We start from the raw sequence: 16786 nt of genomic DNA on the forward strand, positions 1-16786 counted from the left end.
AAGATCGTTCGCAACTATATTGTGCACAATTTATTTTATGACTCTCTTTCTCTATGAGCAGGTAGGCAACGCCAATGAGCCAGTGTTACACCGACAACACCATGACCAACGACGATAAACTCTTACTCGAAAACCAAGTTTGCTTCCCGCTCTACAGCGCAGCAAATGCAGTGATCCGAGCGTACCGCCCGTTGTTGGATGAGCTTGGTCTGACTTATTCGCAGTACTTAGTGATGATGGTGCTGTGGGAGAAAGACGGTGCCAGCGTGAAAGAATTGGGGTCACAACTGCATTTGGACTCAGGCACACTCACACCTCTGCTTAAACGCTTAGAAGCAAAAGGCTATGTGGAACGCGGCCGAAGTGAAACCGATGAACGCGTTCGCGTACTAAACCTAACAGAACAAGGTCGTGTCCTCAAAGAACAAGCCAAGTCAGTGCCAAACGCCATGATGTGTAAAATCACCTTAGAGCTAGATGAAATGATCATGCTGAAGAAGTTGTGTGGCAAAGTGCTCGACAATCTGAGCTAACAAAATAGAAGCATCCGCTTCCCCACTTCCTATTAGAAAGAGCCTGCCGAGATGCAGGCTCTTTCGATCTTAGCCAGACGATCCACTTAAGGTCATCATCGGTATTCTCTATTGCTAATCTGCCTTCATCTTCAATAAAACCTATCAAAGCAAACTCACTTACATCGGATTTCCCTATCAAGTGAAATAGGAAATGGCTATCAATAGGATAGTTACAAGCAATTTTCCTTAAACACAATCCGATGCGAATATACTTTCCGAAAGCAAGAACTGCTCACCCTAAAACATTCTGAGGAAAGTAAAAAATGATTAATACAAAGATCAAACCATTTGCAGCTACAGCATACAAAAACGGCGAATTCGTTGAAGTAACAGAACAAGATGTTCTAGGCAAATGGGCTGTATTCTTCTTCTACCCAGCAGACTTCACATTCGTATGTCCGACAGAACTAGGTGACCTAGCAGACCACTACGAAGAGCTACAAAAACGCGGCGTTGAAGTGTACTCAGTATCAACAGACACACACTTCACTCACAAAGCTTGGCACGATAGCTCAGAAACAATCGGCAAGATCCAGTACTACATGCTTGGCGACCAAACAGGCAACATCACAAACAACTTCGGTGTGATGCGTGAAGGTCAAGGCCTTGCAGACCGTGCAACGTTCCTAATCGACCCAGAAGGTACTATCCAAGCAATGGAAATCACTGCTGAAGGTATCGGTCGTGACGCAGAAGACCTACTACGCAAAGTGAAAGCAGCTCAGTACGTAGCAGCACACCCAGGCGAAGTTTGCCCAGCAAAATGGAAAGAAGGCGAAGAGACGCTAGCTCCTTCTCTAGACCTAGTAGGCAAAATCTAAGCCACTGAATTTAAGCTCAATTTGACATGCTAATTGACGCTTAACTTAGAGAGCATTCCAGGTTAGATACCTTGACGACCTTCTGCCTGGTTTGCTCTCTCCCTACTGATTTTATCCAGAGTAACCACTCTTTTGTTTATTTAAGGTAACAACAACTATGTTAGACCAAGCGATCCAACAACAACTCAAACAATATCTGGCTAATGTAAAAGAAGACGTTCGTCTAGTGGTTAGTCTAGATGAAAGCAAAGCATCGAATGACATTCTGTCTCTGGCGAACCAAATCGCAGAGATGAGCGACTTTATCACCGTTGAACGTGACGACAACGCAAGCGCACGTAAACCAGTGATGACGGTGACCAACCCAGTAAAAGGCACAGCACTTCGCTTTGCTGGCTTACCAATGGGTCACGAATTTACCTCTCTGGTATTGGCATTGCTGCACTCTGGTGGTCACCCAATCAAACTAGAGCCGGAAGTGATTGAACAAATCGCAGCGCTAGATAAAGAGTTGGAAGTTGAAGTGTTCATTTCACTGTCGTGCCAAAACTGTCCAGACGTGGTTCAAGCGTTCAACATGATGGCGGCGATCAACCCGAAAGTGAAAGCAACCATGATCGACGGTGCACTCTTCCAAGATGAAGTGAAACAACGTGACATCATGGCAGTACCAAGCGTATTCGTAAACGGAGAGCTATTCGGTCAAGGCCGTATGTCTCTGACTGAAATCCTAAACAAAGTGGATGACGGTGCGAGCGAGAAAGCCGCCAAAGCACTGAACGAAAAAGACCCATACGACGTGCTAGTTGTCGGCGGTGGCCCTGGTGGTAGTGCAGCAGCACTATACGCAGCGCGTAAAGGTATTCGCACTGGTGTTGTCGCTAAACGCTTCGGTGGTCAGGTGATGGACACCATGGCAATCGAGAACTTTATCTCGGTAAAACGTACTGAAGGTCCAAAACTGGCGACTGACCTAGCAGAGCACCTAAAAGAATACGACGTAGACGTCGTGACTGAGCAACAAGCGCAAAAACTGATGGGCGCAGCACACACAGATGATGGCTTGATTCATATCCAACTTGAAAGCGGCGCAACGCTGAAAAGTAAGAGTGTCATCCTAAGCCCTGGAGCTCGCTGGCGTGAAATGAACGTTCCGGGTGAGCAAGAGTACCGCAACAAAGGCGTCGCGTACTGCCCACACTGTGACGGCCCGCTATTCAAAGGCAAGAAAACTGCGGTTATCGGTGGTGGTAACTCAGGCATCGAAGCGGCTATCGACCTAGCAGGTATTGTTGAGCACGTAACCGTTCTTGAATTTGCAGACGTACTTCGCGCAGACCAAGTGCTTATCGACAAAGCGAACTCTCTACCAAACATCGACATCATCACGATGGCGCAAACCACAGAAGTAGTGGGCGACGGTACTCGCGTAACAAGCTTGAAGTACAAAGACCGTAACACAGATGAAATCAAAGAGATTGAACTGTCAGGTATCTTTGTCCAAATCGGTCTAGTACCAAACACAGAATGGTTAAAAGATTCAGAAGTAGCGCTTTCTGAGCGCGGCGAAATTGAAGTTGGTAGCCGTGGTGAAACCAGCCTGGAAGGTGTCTTCGCAGCGGGTGACGCAACGACGGTTCCTTACAAACAGATCATCATTGCGATGGGTGAAGGTGCAAAAGCAAGCTTAGGCGCGTTTGACTACCTAATCCGTAAGCAAGGTTAATCTCCAAATTTCTTGAACACAAAGCGCACGGTGCAGTGTTTTCTTCCCCTGAAAACCAATCGGGGCACCGTGACAGCGATGAGTAACAAGAAATAAAATCAAAAAACCTAGAAGCCCAAAGACTTTGCCAGCAGGTACTAAATGCTGGCTTTTTTGGTTTTTTTGGGGGGAAAACAAATTATTGCTAGAAATAACAGAGTAAAATAAAGCTGCCGAAATACACTTAGGGTGAAACATTGCGGGCTTTAACTCGTTTCTACTGCTTCAAATATCAGACCTTTTAGCTGACAACGATGGTAAATTTCATACAAACCACCTAATTCATCATTGCAGTAAACACCGCTTCCGTTATTTTCAATCCTGAACAAGCCTCCGGATTTGATTGATTTACTACTCAACACTAATTTTTTAAACCGCTTTACACGACTTGGCTTACCATTAGCTCTTACATTTAACACAGTGCGATCCTTATCAATGGCATCGCAAGTTTTGAATATGTTTATAGCATACCAACGCTCGCCAGCGACGCGTAATGGCAAAAACTCACAACTGGAATCAAGAGCTTCGTTTATTTGATTATATGCGGACTCAGAACAAGCAAACTCGCCTGCACGCCAGATTGCAAAATCAGGTTTTGTTGTAAGCATGTGGTTATCACTCACCCACTCCAAATCAATAATCATCCAAGTATCAGCGACACGCTCACCACATAACTCCCGCAAATCGCCATCCGAGTATTGTATAGAAATCTCTAGTTGAGTTTCTTGTAAAAAAGGGAAATTCTCAACATCATGATTAAGTGTAAAAACCTTCATCTTTTGCTTACTTAAATCAAACGGTTAACTGGAAGTCCCCATCATGTAACATCTTTCCAATCTTGCACAAGGTTTCAATGATTTCTGTGTGAGCCAACTCTTCAGTGTCAGCGGCCTGACCTTTATACATGGCGTCTACAAATAAAATCAAAAAAGCCCTTTACCTCAACTTTACTTGAGGTTTTAGCATATTCATCGTTGGCTAGAAAATGACAAAAAGGAGCACATCATGATCCAACTAGAACATATTAACTTAGTCGTGAAAGATATCCCTGAAATGCTGAAGTTTTACCAAACTGCATTTCCACATTGGTACGTGCGTGATGAAGGTAAAGGCGAATGGAGTGGCAAGCCAAGAAACTGGCTACATTTTGGCGACGAGTATCAATACATAGCCATGAGTGACCATGGCGAAGGAGAAAACCGCGAGTTGAGCGGGCACCAAGTTGGGCTAGCGCATTTTGCTTATGTGACCAACAACGTCGATGCAATCATCAAAAGACTAACCGATGCAGGTTATCCGATTGCCCAACCTGGTGCTGATGAACCATACCGCAAGAATGTGTATTTTGTTGACCCTGCCGGTTTTGAGATTGAATTTGTTGAATACCTGGCGGATGACCCAAAACTTCGTAACCTGACAAGCTAAAAGAGATGTAAATAATAAAACGCCAGCAGATAGTGACTGCTGGCGTTTTATTTTTTATCTATCGGGCTTCTTTATCGCATTAGCGCTGTTTGGCAAAAACCTGAGTCCAGTAATACCCGTAGCGTGCAGAGTGATTTTCGACAAGCGACGCGCCCATCTGATCAAAATCCGCACTCATGATATTAAGGCAGTGGCCTTCACTCGATAACCAAGCATTAACGACGGCGTTAATGCTGCTTTGCCCTACTGCGACATTCTCACCAATGGCGCTCCAAGCATAGCCCGTTGCGTTAACTCGATCTGACATTTTGCTGCTATCAGAGCCTGTGTGGCTCATGAAATCGCTGTTCGCCATATCGCTTGAATGTCGATAAGCGGCGCTTTCCAAATCGTAGCTCCAAGTCAGGGCCCCAACAGGTGGCATGGTGGTTGCGCCACACTGTTGTGTAGTAGAGCGGGCGCTGTTGACCGCTGCAAGCATCTGCTCGGCAAATGTGCCTTGTGACGATGTGGAACCTGTGTTTTGTGAGCCGCTTTCTGCTGGGGCTGACGACTCCCCATCGCCGCCACATGCGCTGAGAAGTAGGGCCAAAGCAGGCACTAAGATCTTAGTTGGCATTGTCTTTCCTTTATGAGTGACGAAGAGCAAACTGCGCTTTTCGATAATAACGCCCAATAAACTAACAAAAACCAATAAAAGCACCATATAGCTTAGGTTTTTTTAACCAAAGACTCACATGAAGTTTTCAATCGCCTTGGTTCGGTCGATAAATCGGCAACGTTTCAGCCCAAGTATGGAATGGCGTTTCATCCATATCCTGTATTGCTTGAGTGATAAAATCGATGAACACCCTCACTCGGGCAGGCACATATTCCCGGTTGGCATAGAGAAGATACACGCCATTTCCTGCTTGGCGCATGCTCGGAAATATCGGCACTAAACGCCCCGCTTTAAGCCAGTCTCTCGCGATAAAATGAGGGATCTGAGTTAATCCTAAGCCTTCTGCGCAAAGCTCTGCCATGGATTCACCGTCATTTACAATGTAGTTTCTTTCGGGGTCATATTCACTCGCACCGTCTGGTTCTGGCATCCGAATCGGCAACAGTTTCCCCGTTTGTTTAAAACGAAAACGAACCCAAGAATGGTCATTGAATACATCCGGGCCACTCGGAACACCATGGCGCGCTAAGTAATCCTGACTGGCACAAATGATAAAATCGATAGGGCTGAGCTGACGCACAATCAATTGACTATCGTGAACGACACCAGAGCGAATCGACACATCAATACCTTGCTCAATAATATCAACGTAGGCGTCATCGTAATGAATATCGATAGTGATGTTAGGGTAGCGGCGACAAAACTCTTTTAATAAAGGACGAATATAGAGGCGACCGTACGAGACTGGCACATTAATCTTAAGCTGCCCTGAAAGCGCATCATTGTGACTTTTTAATGAATCCTCACATGCCGCCAGCTCCTCCAGTACAAACCTAGCAGTATTTGCGTACCTACGACCAGCTTCTGTCAGGCGGCTCTGTCGCGTAGAACGTTGAAAAAGCTGTATACCCAAATCGCTTTCAAGACGATGTATGGCTTTACTCACGGTCGAAGGGTCAGTGCCATACACTTTGGCAGCCGCAGCAAAACTACCGCCATCTAAAGTGGCAATAAAAAATCGTAGGGACCGTATCTTATCCATATAACCAATGAACTCTATTCATGAATTTTATTCACTTTAGTAAAGACAAAGTGGCTCTTCAATCACTAATTAGCCTAAATATAATGAACCTCAATAACTTGATGCTCTGTTAACGAGGAAAAAACCATGGGTAAAAACGGATTGAAGAATGCACTACAACTATTGATAGCGACACTAGTCCTATTCTTTGGGATGCTTCAAACAGCACATGCCGCAGATAAACGAATTGGTATTCTGGTTTACGATGGCGTACTGACCTCTGATGTTACTGCTCCTTTAGAGGTTTTTGGCGTCGCAAGTCGTCTCACTTGGTTTAGTGATTATGACGTGCTCACCATTTCCGTCTCAGATCAGAAAACCATCACCACTGAAGAAGGATTAAAAATTGGTGTGGATGCTTGGATTGGTGATCTGCCGGAACTCGACGTATTGGTTTTAACATCCAGCTATGACATGGATGCACTAATCGAAAATAAAGATCTCATTCACTTTATTAAAACTACCTCAAAGGCGGCAGATTGGATGGCAAGTAATTGCTCTGGCGCGTATTTGTTAGCCGAAGCTGGCCTTTTAAACGGCAAAAAAGCAACAACTTGGGCCGGAGGTGAAAACGGCTTTCAAAGAGATTACCCAGCAGTCAAAGTACAAGTCGACCAGAATTTTGTCATTGATGATGGCGTTATCACTTCGAACGGTAGCCTAGTTAGCTATCAAGCTGCTCTTAAGCTACTTCACCTTATGACTTCAGAGTCTAAAGCTCAGGAAGTCGCAGATGCCATCCAGTACTCACGCTTTTCCAACCAACCATTTTAAGCGTGTAAGAAAGAAATCAGAGTCACCCTTCGATATTTGGAAGGTTAACTCTTCGAATTTGTCTTCCTAATCGAACAACCCTTTTTATCACTGTAAAAGCGATAAAAAGGGTTGTCGTTCATCTGGCAGACACAACGTGCTCTCCAAACTTTTTATCTTAATGCTATGGAAAAACATAAACGTTACGAAGCACTGACGAAAGATCGATACCAAGAGATTTACCGTCTCGCGTATTGGTTATGCAAAGATCACCACCTTGCTCAAGATTTAGCGCAAGAAACCTTTCTGAAAGCGTGGCGATTCTTTGATAAATTAAATGACCCCAACGCCGCGAAGTCTTGGCTCATTACTATTTTGCGTCGTGAGAATGCTCGGCGCTTTGATAGAAAACAGTACGATTTTGTCGACATTGATGAGTGTGCAATACAGACAAAAACCTACCCTGGCAGTGACTACGACATGGCCCAAGATTGGCTTCAAAAACAAATGATGATTCTCGAACCCAAATACCGAGAGCCGTTGCTCTTGAGCTTAGTGGCTGGGTTGAATCATGATGAAATTGCCCAAGCCTTGAGGCTCAACCACAACACAGTGGCGACTCGATTATTCAGAGCGCGTAATCAGATCATCGCACAGAAGGAGAGTCATTAAGACACAAAAAGTAGTCAATCATGTAAACTAACTGGCTATGCTCCGGTCTATTTCATAAGTCGTTACACAACTCGACGCTTTAACGCTTTACATCAAGCGCGACTAGATGAACACTTCTTGTCAAAGTACAATAACAGCCGACATAGAGTAGAGTCAGTAAAACATTATGAGTAACACGACGGCGAAAAAGCCGAATCCCTTATTTGAAATCCTTTTCAACGTATTTATCCCTTCCTTCATTTTGATGAAGTTTAGTGGCGATGAGCATCTAGGGACAGCAATGGCGCTGGTTGTCGCTTTGCTATTTCCTATCATTTATGGCGGTATGGACCTTGTCCGTAACAAGAAATTTAACTTTATTTCTGCTCTGGGCTTTATCAGTGTTCTACTAACTGGTGGCATCGGCTTGTTAGAGCTTGATACACGCTGGTTAGCACTAAAAGAAGCCCTGATTCCTGGCCTGATCGGTTTAGCGGTTTTGGGTTCAACGTTTACCCGCTACCCGCTGATGCAGAAGTTAGTACTGAATGACACTGTGTTGAACCTCGCGTTGATTAACCAACGTTTAAAAGAAAATGGTAAAACCGATGCGTTCGAACGTTGCCTTATGTCTTCTAACTACCTGTTTGCAAGTACTTTTGCGTTCTCATCTGCAATGAACTACTTCCTTGCGACTTGGATTGTGACTAGCCCTTCTGGTACTGCTGCCTTTAACGAAGAGTTAGGAAAAATGACGCTGTACAGTTACCCAATGATTGCCATCCCAAGTATGTTGATGATGTTCGGTATTTTTTATTACATTTGGCGTCAAGTACGTGCGATGACATCGCTCGAAACAGAGCAAATCTTCCATCTAAAATAGCCCTATCATTACAAATAAACCCATAAAAAAGGGAGGATTTTATCCTCCCTTTTCTCAACAGGCCCACTGTAATTCACAGCGTCAAAATGATTTTTCCTGACACTGCTGACGAGCGTCGCTCAACCATTTCAATCGCTGTTTGAAAGTCCTCTAACGACAGATCATATGCAACGTTTAACTTTATGTCGCTGCTAATAAAGTGTTCTAACATTTCAGCGAACACCGTCTTTCTCCCGCCTTTACCTACCGATTCTTCCCAATACCGCAAAAAGAATGTACTAAAGTCGATGTTGTTGGCCTTCATCGATTCAAAAAACTCAGGCGTATAAGGCGTTAACGACAATGTTCCGTAGTTGATGTATTGGCCATTTTCTTTCAAGGTACGAATGAGATCCGTGCCAGCCTCACCACCTATCGCGTCCAGAGCGACCGTTGGTTGTGGCAGTTGGCGCGTTTGCAGCTGCGCTTGTAAGTCTTTCTTCGCGTCCAACACTGGAATAGTATCGTACGGATACTCGTCTGGCTTTGAGGTCACAGCAATCAGTGTAAAACCCAGTGAATGGGCGAGCTGGGCAAATATCTTACCGATCGCTGACCCTGCTGCATTGATGATCACCACATAGTCTTTGTTCAACTTAGCTACTTTAGTGGTGATCACCCACGCGGTTAACGCGTTGATGTACAACTGACTGGCATAGCCGTTCTCCAAACTCTCAGGTAGCGGAAAAAGATTCTCAGGCGAGGCATCGATGTAGTATTGCCAAGTACCACTCATCGCCACCAACACCTTTTGCCCAACTTGAAGGTCAGTTTGACCAACTGCACTGACTTCCACCACACGCCCAACCGCTTCAAATCCCGGCACGCGAGGTGGTATGTGAACGCGGCGGTATTGCCCAACACCATGAATGGAAAGCAAGTCACTTGGGTTAATGTTTGTAGCTTCGAGTCGCACCCGAACCTTGCCCTGAGCAAGCGGTTTGAGGGGCTCTTTTTCCAACGACAGCGACGTTTGGGGCTGACCAAAACAGAATTGATTCACTCGAGTATTTATCGTTGGTGCCATTGTTATTCATACCATGTAATTGAAATTCAAAAAGGAAGTTTCGCGACTTCTACTCAAAAGCATTAAGTGAAGTCGAAGCTCTGTATTTCTACCTGCGCGATGCGCCGTTCACTCTAAACTGTTGTGGCGTCATATCAAAATAGGCTTTAAATGCTTTGATGTAGGATGAGTCATTTTGATAACCCACTAGGTCTGCAATGGCTTGGATTGGCAACGATTCATCTAACAAAGAAAGCGAGTAAATTAGCCGAATTTGTTGCCGCCAAAGCAGAAATGAAGTGTTGAATTCCTTGGCGAACAGCCGTGATAAAGTACGCTCAGACGCCCCAATTTTCTCCCCCCACTCTTTTAGCGAACAGCTTAACGCGGGCTCGTCTGTCAATTGCTCGAAAATCAGTTTTAGTCGTCTGTCTTGTGGCAGCAATAACTGAAATGTCTGCACGTTGCTTTTCAAAATTTGATCATGCAACACCGCCAGCAAATGCAGCACTTCTTCGTGGCTTGTCTCACCTTCACACTGTCTGCGGATCTCTTGTAAAAGCTCATTTAAAAACGGCGTTAAAGCAATGGTTCTCACTTGTTGCTCGTACGTTGCGCCAAACTCAGGGTTGAGGTAAATGCCAACAAATATCGTGTTGCTTAGAGCAATCGACTCGTGTTGAACACCCGCAGGAACAAATAACGCAGAGGTGTGCGGAACCAAGTGCTGATAATGCTCAGTTTGTGTTTGCAATAACCCTTTGATAGGAAAGATGATTTGATGCCAAGTGTGTTGATGCAGCGCATCAATGTAACCTTTTGGCATGTCGATGGTTTTCACCAAAACAGGAGAATGGGGATTCGCGTCCATCATCTTATTGGAGGTGACGACGCCTGACTTCGAATCAATTTGGCGAGTTAGCATTGTTAGTTGTCTTTTCATCCCTACTCCGACACACGTTTACTAGGCTATCATGCTCCGCATCGCGAATGAAGGTAAACACTTTATCTCTCATTCAAATAATAAGGAGGTTATATGAAGAAAATCGGCGTCGTAAAAGCTGTGCTAGCAGGGAAAACCGTCCCTTATGCTCATGGAGCGCAAAGCGCAATCAACAAACAAGTGCTGCCTGAGCGCCAGCATGCAACAGAGCTTGGTTTTATCAGTGATGAGCAAGGTGATCCGCGCTTTCATGGTGGCATTCAAAAAGCGCTTCATATTTACCCAAGCGAACACTACCCAATCTGGCAACAAGAATTAGGCGAAAGACCAATTTTCCAATCCGCCGGCGGCTTTGGCGAAAACATCAGCTCCGAAGGCGTCACCGAATCCACGATTTGCTTGAAAGATAAAATTCGCATCGGCTCAACACTACTGGAAGTGTCGCAAGGTCGCATGCCTTGTTGGAAACTTAACGTACGTTTTGACCAACACGACATGGCGAGAAAACTGCAAGATACGCTTCGAACAGGCTGGTATTTCCGAGTGTTGGAAGAAGGCGATATCGGTGCAGGTGACGAGATTATTCTGTGCGAAAGACCTTATCCAGAATGGCCACTGGCTCGCATCATGGGCGCGGTTTTCACTGGCTGTTTAGATAGAAAAGAACTCACTCAGCTGTCTGAGCTGCCGTTAGTCGAGTCTTGGGGCAAGTTGGTCGAGCGCCGCCTAGAAACTGGCGAAGTTGAAGATTGGGAAATGCGCTTGGTTGGCCCAACTGTGGGTTAACACCCCAAAGTAAAATTTAAGCCACGCTCTGAACCGACTATGCCGTCAGAGCGTGTTTTTTTGGTTTACTTCGCACTCGGGGCTGGGCGTTTCGACTTACCTTGGAACTGCTTAATGCTCTTCTTAGCATTAGTTCGGCGGTTGGCTTTTTTATCGCGTGGCGCGCGTTTGCTCTCGCCAGTTGATGGCTTATCCGTTACTGGAAAACCTACCAGATCTTGCACTGGCAATGCACGTTGAGTCAGGTGACGAATCGTGTTTAGTGCGTCCATTTCACCATGGCATACCAATGACATCGCCACACCTTGTTCGCCTGCGCGAGCGGTACGTCCTACTCGGTGAACATAAGTTTCTGCATGCATTGGCAGTTCAAAGTTGATCACTACAGGTAATTGCTCAATGTGAATGCCGCGCGCTAGTAGATCGGTGGCAATCAACACCTGCATTTGCCCAGATTTAAACTGCGCAAGTACTTCTTCTCGCTCTGCTTGGCTCTTGTCACCATGCAGTGCATTGGTTGAGATGCCCGCTTTGTTTAACTTTTTCGCTAAGCCATCGGCATTCTCTTTCGCACCAATAAAGACTAACGCCTGAGTCCACGCGTTTTTTTGAATCAGTTCAATCAATGCCTTGGTTTTACTGCCTTTATTGACCAAGTACAACGTTTCAACGATGTCTTGATTCGTGCTGTTTTCTTGATGCGCTGCGACTTGCTTTGGTGCCTGCATAAGTAGCTTCGCTTTGCCCTTTAACTCATCTGAAAACGTAGCCGAGAACATTGCCGTTTGACGCTGGTTTGAAATCAGCCCCGCAATATTTTGTACGTCAGGCCAAAAGCCCATATCCAACAGACGATCCGCCTCATCCAACACTAGGTAATGGATATTGCTTAAGTCTAAACCGTTGTTTGCCAGATCAACCAAACGACCAGTCGTCGCGACAAGGATATGAGGATTTGTCGCTAGCGCCTGCTGTTGTTGCTCTTTATCAACGCCGCCACACAAACACACTGTGTTGAGGTCAAGAGCTTGACCAACTTGGTTAATTGCTTCACTCACTTGCATTGCCAGCTCACGAGTTGGCACAAGAATCAGCGCTTTTTGCTCTGGATTGACACCCAGCTTTTCCAACAAAGGCAAACCATAAGCAAGGGTTTTGCCGCTGCCTGTATTTGCCAAAGCCAATAGATCTTGACCAGCCAATAGCTCAGGAATGGCCAACGCTTGAATATCGGTCGGTTTCTTGAAGTCTTTTGGCAGTGCGTGAATCAGCTCAGAACTCAATGAGAGAGTAGAAAATGGCATTAACGAAAACCTTGTACTTTGGGTTGAAGAAGCAATAAAAATAATGAAGATGCGGTAAAACGCAGGCGCGGACTTTACCACAATCTGCTAGGTGAACCATCCTATTTTAGGCGCTTAAACCAAACGTCGCCTATGCAAATCGTCAGAAAACAAAAAAGCGCAAAAAAGCCGTTAGTCTGTACTGCCACAGAGCTAACGGCTAAAAACCCTTGAAGAGAACGCTTCGTCAGCCTTTCACTGCGGCTGAAAAGAAATGTGCAGTTTATTAAAGCACAGCTTTACGATTCGGTAAGAACACTTCACCCAACATGCAACGAACCGAACCACCACCAATAGATTCTATGGTAGAAACGTCGAATGGCAGCAATTTACCGTGCGTTGCCAATTGCTTTCTTTGTGCAGGTGAGAATGCATCGTACGCCGATTGCGACATCGCAATCACCTTGTCGCCGTTGATCGTTTCTAGTTGCAGAATGTTACCGCAGAACTGGTTCATCTGATCAAGCGAAATTGAGATGACTTGCTTGTCTTTGGCGAGTGACTTCATTACAAAACGACGCTCAAATTCTGGGATCACTTCGTCACAAATCACGCAAAACTGTTCGCCAACCGCCATCATCACATTGGTGTGATAAATCGGCGCACCAGACGGCAAACGAGTTTGGAAAGAAATCACTCGTTCATAGCCAATACGATCGGCGTAATCTTCTAAAACCAGACGATCACAACGTTGTGAGAGTGCGGCATAGACCGTTTTATTTAGGTGGTCAAACACCATCACACCCGTGCTTTCTAAATACGCTTGCTCGTCAAGATATTCAGTTAGACTGCTGCGTCGATGAACTTCTCGCCCTGCTTGCGCTAGTGCTGCCACAAGCGCATCGGGACGTACTTCTTTTTGACGGTTTTCACAGGCCATTGGAAAAGTGTACAACGTGCCATCTGGCGTAGTGCTAAACCAATTGTTTGGAAATACCGCGTCTGGCGTCGCAACATCTGAAGTTGGATAATCAAACTCAACAACTTGAACGCCCTCTTGACGCAGCGTTGCAACCATACTCGCGAACTCGGCCATTACTCGACGTGAGACTTCTTCTTGGCTGAGTGACACTTTATGTTGGAACTCATTATCTTGTGCGGTTTCTTCATTAAAACGAAACTCTTTCGGTGGCACCATCACTACGCAGTTCGCGGTTTGGCGCTGAGCACTTTGCGTGCTTTCTTCTTTCCCATTAGCAAATTGGGTCACTGATTCGTGTAATAGCATCCAATACATTCCTTATCACTAGAATGAGGAGATTGTAAATTTATTGTTAACTTCAGTTTTGCTGTTTTGACAATTAATTTAATTGCCCAAAAGTAATTTTTGCTGCATTAAGTTCATTTTTCCCTAAATTTTATTGTCACTTTGCAGGTTTAAGCTTTTATTGCACCGTGATGAACATGATAAGAATTCATCATAAGAATCAGAACCATAGACAATCACACCCATAACCAACTAGTTACATTTAAGACACAATCGGTTAGACTATTTTTTCGCCCCTCTCGTCAATCGGTCTGCTTTATCGAGGAGCAGGCAAGAAACTCTCATACACGCGGTTTCGTCCAAAGCAGCGTGAATCGATGGATTTAGCCACCCCAAATGGCACTGTTTTAACTTTAGGATGAGTTATGTTTAAACGATTTGAAGGCTTTACAGAGCCGTTCCCCAAATCTACGCCGGATCAGCCTCCTTCAGGGATGTTCGCTTTTCTGCGTTATTACACTCGTGGTTATGAAAAGCCTTTGATCATCATGTCTTTGATGGCCACAATTGTGGCTGTTGTTGAGGTAATGTTGTTTGGCGCCATGGGACAATTGGTTGATTGGTTGTCTATCAGCAATCCAGAAACGTTCTTACAAGACAACAAATCGGATTTGATTTTCTACGGAGCCTTATTGCTGGTTGTCATGCCTATATTGGTGATCTTGTACTCGTTGCTCGTTCATCAAACGTTATTGGGCAACTACCCAATGTCTATCCGCTGGCTTGCACACCGGTATTTGCTCAATCAAAGCTTGAACTTCTATCAAGATGATTTTGCAGGCCGAGTCGCAACGAAAGTCATGCAAACCTCATTAGCTGTGCGCGAAACCGTAATGAAAGCTATGGATGTGTTTGTTTACGTTACGGTTTACTTCACCAGCATGATCATTATGTTAGCGACGGCAGACTGGCGTTTGATGATCCCAATGATCGTCTGGTTACTCGCTTACATCGCTATCCAAATCTATTTTGTCCCTAAGCTCAAAGACGTCGCTTCAGCGCAGGCCGATGCACGTTCGACAATGACAGGGCGCATCGTAGACAGTTATACCAATATTCAAACCGTCAAACTGTTTTCTCATAGCCAGCGCGAAACCCAATATGCCGAGCAAGGCATGAAAGGATTTTTGAATACGGTCTATCGTCAAATGCGCCTAGTGACCGGCTTCGACGTCGCTGTAGAGATCTCAAACTATATTTTGGTCTTTTCCGTTGCTGCTTTATCGATTTACCTGTGGTTAGATAGTGCCATTAGCGTTGGCGCGATTGCGATTGCTGTTAGTCTTGCATTGCGCGTAAACGGTATGTCGATGTGGATAATGTGGGAAGTTGGCGCCCTCTTTGAAAACATGGGAACCGTTGTCGATGGAATGAAAACGCTCTCTAAGCCTATTGATATTAAAGATAAACCAGGCGCAAAAGACTTGGTTGTCACTGAAGGAGGCATTCACTTTGATAACGTCAGCTTCCATTACGGTGAGAACAAAGGCGTGATTAGCCACCTCGATCTCAACATCAAACCAGGAGAGAAAGTCGGCTTGGTTGGGCGCTCTGGCGCCGGAAAATCGACTTTGGTGAACTTGTTACTTCGTTTCCACGATGTCGAAGACGGCAGCATTAAGATCGATGGACAGAACATCTCAGAAGTCACACAAGACTCTTTGCGTTTAAAGATCGGTATGGTGACCCAAGATACTTCTCTGCTACACCGTTCAATTCGAGACAATATTTTGTATGGCAATCCAGATGCGACAGAAGAAGATTTGCTGAAAGCCACTAAGCAAGCGCATGCCCATGAGTTTATCGAAACTCTGACCGACCCATTTGGTAATGTCGGATACGATGCGCAAGTTGGTGAACGTGGTGTGAAACTGTCTGGCGGCCAACGTCAGCGTATCGCAATATCTCGTGTGCTACTCAAAGATGCACCATTGCTGGTATTGGATGAAGCAACATCGGCTCTAGATTCAGAAGTCGAAGCAGCGATTCAGGAAAGCTTGAATGAATTAATGCAAGGGAAAACGGTTATTGCTATCGCTCACCGATTATCGACCATCGCACAAATGGATCGCCTCATCGTGCTAGATAAAGGCAGCATCGTTGAACAAGGTTCTCATCAAGAACTCATTGCGAATAACGGCATTTACGCCCAGCTTTGGGCGCATCAAACTGGCGGATTTATCGCTGAAGAACTAGACAATCAACACGCTTCTTAACGAGTGATAAGCTCAATAAAAACGGCGCTTTAAGCGCCGTTTTTTATTTTAATCCATGGCTAGACGCTCATATAGCCATTTTGGTTTCTCATATATGAAACACTCTCCATGATAAAGCTCACACTTTTTCTGCTAATATACCGCCTCGTTGCGTATCCATTGCAATGAACACAATACAGAGTATTGAGCCGTCTTCATTTGTCATTTCACTTTTTGAGAAACAGCTATACTCAATAGATGGCTTAGTTATTATATTAACAATAAGGTAATTAGCTTATGTGTAAATGTGGTTCAATGCAGATCGTACAACTCAAACCAAGTTGGGCTGACAAGCTATTCGGCTACTCAGAAAGATGGAAATGCCAACTTTGTTGTAAGATCTACCGCATCTAAAATTAAAAATAGAATCTTAGTTTTTCTAAGAAAAAGCAGTGGCCCGACAATGATTGTCGGGTTTTGTTTTTCTGAACATTCATTTTTTTGTCCCTTCTCTACAAGACTACTCATCACGGCAAAACCTAGCATCTTAATGTGACTTAGGTATAGAATCAGGCCCACTTATTCTTTCCGA

Annotated in this window: 16 protein-coding genes; 9 read left to right on the top strand and 7 right to left on the bottom strand. The window is 44.9% G+C overall.

Annotation, left to right across the window (positions count from 1 at the left end; genetic code table 11):
• Window positions 1-74 precede the first annotated feature (74 nt).
• The 3 genes from R7044_RS12635 (at window position 75) to ahpF (ending at window position 3122) form a co-directional block, all read left to right on the top strand.
• Entirely contained in the window at window positions 75-533 is a 459-nt protein-coding gene (locus R7044_RS12635) for a MarR family winged helix-turn-helix transcriptional regulator (RefSeq protein WP_020195556.1), read from the top strand.
• Between the two features lie 305 nt (window positions 534-838).
• Window positions 839-1396 carry an alkyl hydroperoxide reductase subunit C gene (ahpC, locus tag R7044_RS12640; protein ID WP_005395542.1) on the top strand — a complete coding sequence of 186 codons (558 nt, stop codon included), beginning with the start codon at window positions 839-841 and terminating at the stop codon, window positions 1394-1396.
• Between the two features lie 157 nt (window positions 1397-1553).
• The gene (gene ahpF, locus R7044_RS12645) at window positions 1554-3122 is read left to right on the top strand and encodes an alkyl hydroperoxide reductase subunit F (protein ID WP_015313693.1); all 1569 of its coding nucleotides are present in this window, start codon (window positions 1554-1556) and stop codon (window positions 3120-3122) included.
• A gap of 245 nt (window positions 3123-3367) precedes the next feature.
• On the opposite strand, the gene R7044_RS12650 is transcribed toward ahpF, so the two are convergent.
• Entirely contained in the window at window positions 3368-3937 is a 570-nt protein-coding gene (locus R7044_RS12650; protein ID WP_033906616.1) for a hypothetical protein, read from the bottom strand.
• Between the two features lie 229 nt (window positions 3938-4166).
• Here R7044_RS12650 and R7044_RS12655 point away from each other — a divergent pair, with 229 nt between their 5' ends.
• On the top strand, window positions 4167-4586 hold the full coding sequence (locus R7044_RS12655; protein ID WP_005374615.1) for a VOC family protein: 420 nt from the start codon (window positions 4167-4169) through the stop codon (window positions 4584-4586).
• Window positions 4587-4665: 79 nt separating this feature from the next.
• Here R7044_RS12655 and R7044_RS12660 read toward each other — a convergent pair whose 3' ends face one another.
• The gene (locus R7044_RS12660) at window positions 4666-5205 is read right to left on the bottom strand and encodes a CAP domain-containing protein (RefSeq protein WP_031778865.1); all 540 of its coding nucleotides are present in this window, start codon (window positions 5203-5205) and stop codon (window positions 4666-4668) included.
• 127 nt (window positions 5206-5332) lie between these two features.
• Window positions 5333-6289 carry a LysR family transcriptional regulator gene (locus R7044_RS12665; protein ID WP_017820076.1) on the bottom strand — a complete coding sequence of 319 codons (957 nt, stop codon included), beginning with the start codon at window positions 6287-6289 and terminating at the stop codon, window positions 5333-5335.
• A gap of 126 nt (window positions 6290-6415) precedes the next feature.
• On the opposite strand from R7044_RS12665, the gene R7044_RS12670 reads away from it, so the two are divergent.
• The 3 genes from R7044_RS12670 to R7044_RS12680 all read left to right on the top strand — a co-directional run bounded on the left by R7044_RS12670 (window position 6416) and on the right by R7044_RS12680 (window position 8615).
• Window positions 6416-7102, top strand: coding sequence for a DJ-1/PfpI family protein (locus R7044_RS12670; protein WP_005383525.1), 687 nt, complete (start codon window positions 6416-6418; stop codon window positions 7100-7102).
• A gap of 120 nt (window positions 7103-7222) precedes the next feature.
• Window positions 7223-7753, top strand: coding sequence for a sigma-70 family RNA polymerase sigma factor (locus R7044_RS12675; RefSeq protein WP_255209459.1), 531 nt, complete (start codon window positions 7223-7225; stop codon window positions 7751-7753).
• 166 nt (window positions 7754-7919) lie between these two features.
• Window positions 7920-8615 (top strand): VC0807 family protein, encoded by a 696-nt coding sequence (locus R7044_RS12680; protein WP_005383527.1) that lies wholly within the window; start codon window positions 7920-7922, stop codon window positions 8613-8615.
• 73 nt (window positions 8616-8688) lie between these two features.
• Here R7044_RS12680 and R7044_RS12685 read toward each other — a convergent pair whose 3' ends face one another.
• Both R7044_RS12685 and R7044_RS12690 read right to left on the bottom strand, forming a co-directional pair.
• Entirely contained in the window at window positions 8689-9681 is a 993-nt protein-coding gene (locus R7044_RS12685; protein WP_033906613.1) for a zinc-dependent alcohol dehydrogenase family protein, read from the bottom strand.
• Window positions 9682-9769: 88 nt separating this feature from the next.
• Window positions 9770-10585 carry an AraC family transcriptional regulator gene (locus R7044_RS12690; RefSeq protein ID WP_033906852.1) on the bottom strand — a complete coding sequence of 272 codons (816 nt, stop codon included), beginning with the start codon at window positions 10583-10585 and terminating at the stop codon, window positions 9770-9772.
• Between the two features lie 111 nt (window positions 10586-10696).
• Here R7044_RS12690 and R7044_RS12695 point away from each other — a divergent pair, with 111 nt between their 5' ends.
• Window positions 10697-11389 (top strand): MOSC domain-containing protein, encoded by a 693-nt coding sequence (locus R7044_RS12695; RefSeq protein ID WP_225455616.1) that lies wholly within the window; start codon window positions 10697-10699, stop codon window positions 11387-11389.
• 65 nt (window positions 11390-11454) lie between these two features.
• Here R7044_RS12695 and R7044_RS12700 read toward each other — a convergent pair whose 3' ends face one another.
• Window positions 11455-12693, bottom strand: a complete 1239-nt coding sequence (locus R7044_RS12700; protein WP_170897391.1) for a DEAD/DEAH box helicase — start codon at window positions 12691-12693, stop codon at window positions 11455-11457.
• 265 nt (window positions 12694-12958) lie between these two features.
• Entirely contained in the window at window positions 12959-13960 is a 1002-nt protein-coding gene (locus tag R7044_RS12705; protein ID WP_033906610.1) for an arginine deiminase-related protein, read from the bottom strand.
• 404 nt (window positions 13961-14364) lie between these two features.
• On the opposite strand from R7044_RS12705, the gene R7044_RS12710 reads away from it, so the two are divergent.
• Complete coding sequence (locus tag R7044_RS12710) at window positions 14365-16215, top strand: ABC transporter ATP-binding protein (RefSeq protein WP_054700574.1); 1851 nt, start codon at window positions 14365-14367, stop codon at window positions 16213-16215.
• Window positions 16216-16786: the final 571 nt, after the last annotated feature.

The sequence above is a fragment of the Vibrio sp. 1402 genome (assembly GCF_033340275.1).

Excerpts from the sequence above, each read along its gene's own strand:
- R7044_RS12635 (WP_020195556.1), top strand. The coding sequence starts at position 75 with ATGAGCCAGTGTTACACCGACAACACCATGACCAACGACGATAAACTC.
- ahpC (WP_005395542.1), top strand. The coding sequence starts at position 839 with ATGATTAATACAAAGATCAAACCATTTGCAGCTACAGCATACAAAAAC.
- ahpF (WP_015313693.1), top strand. The coding sequence starts at position 1,554 with ATGTTAGACCAAGCGATCCAACAACAACTCAAACAATATCTGGCTAAT.
- R7044_RS12650 (WP_033906616.1), bottom strand. The coding sequence starts at position 3,937 with ATGAAGGTTTTTACACTTAATCATGATGTTGAGAATTTCCCTTTTTTA.
- R7044_RS12655 (WP_005374615.1), top strand. The coding sequence starts at position 4,167 with ATGATCCAACTAGAACATATTAACTTAGTCGTGAAAGATATCCCTGAA.
- R7044_RS12660 (WP_031778865.1), bottom strand. The coding sequence starts at position 5,205 with ATGCCAACTAAGATCTTAGTGCCTGCTTTGGCCCTACTTCTCAGCGCA.
- R7044_RS12665 (WP_017820076.1), bottom strand. The coding sequence starts at position 6,289 with ATGGATAAGATACGGTCCCTACGATTTTTTATTGCCACTTTAGATGGC.
- R7044_RS12670 (WP_005383525.1), top strand. The coding sequence starts at position 6,416 with ATGGGTAAAAACGGATTGAAGAATGCACTACAACTATTGATAGCGACA.
- R7044_RS12680 (WP_005383527.1), top strand. The coding sequence starts at position 7,920 with ATGAGTAACACGACGGCGAAAAAGCCGAATCCCTTATTTGAAATCCTT.
- R7044_RS12685 (WP_033906613.1), bottom strand. The coding sequence starts at position 9,681 with ATGGCACCAACGATAAATACTCGAGTGAATCAATTCTGTTTTGGTCAG.
- R7044_RS12690 (WP_033906852.1), bottom strand. The coding sequence starts at position 10,585 with ATGCTAACTCGCCAAATTGATTCGAAGTCAGGCGTCGTCACCTCCAAT.
- R7044_RS12695 (WP_225455616.1), top strand. The coding sequence starts at position 10,697 with ATGAAGAAAATCGGCGTCGTAAAAGCTGTGCTAGCAGGGAAAACCGTC.
- R7044_RS12700 (WP_170897391.1), bottom strand. The coding sequence starts at position 12,693 with ATGCCATTTTCTACTCTCTCATTGAGTTCTGAGCTGATTCACGCACTG.
- R7044_RS12705 (WP_033906610.1), bottom strand. The coding sequence starts at position 13,960 with ATGCTATTACACGAATCAGTGACCCAATTTGCTAATGGGAAAGAAGAA.
- R7044_RS12710 (WP_054700574.1), top strand. The coding sequence starts at position 14,365 with ATGTTTAAACGATTTGAAGGCTTTACAGAGCCGTTCCCCAAATCTACG.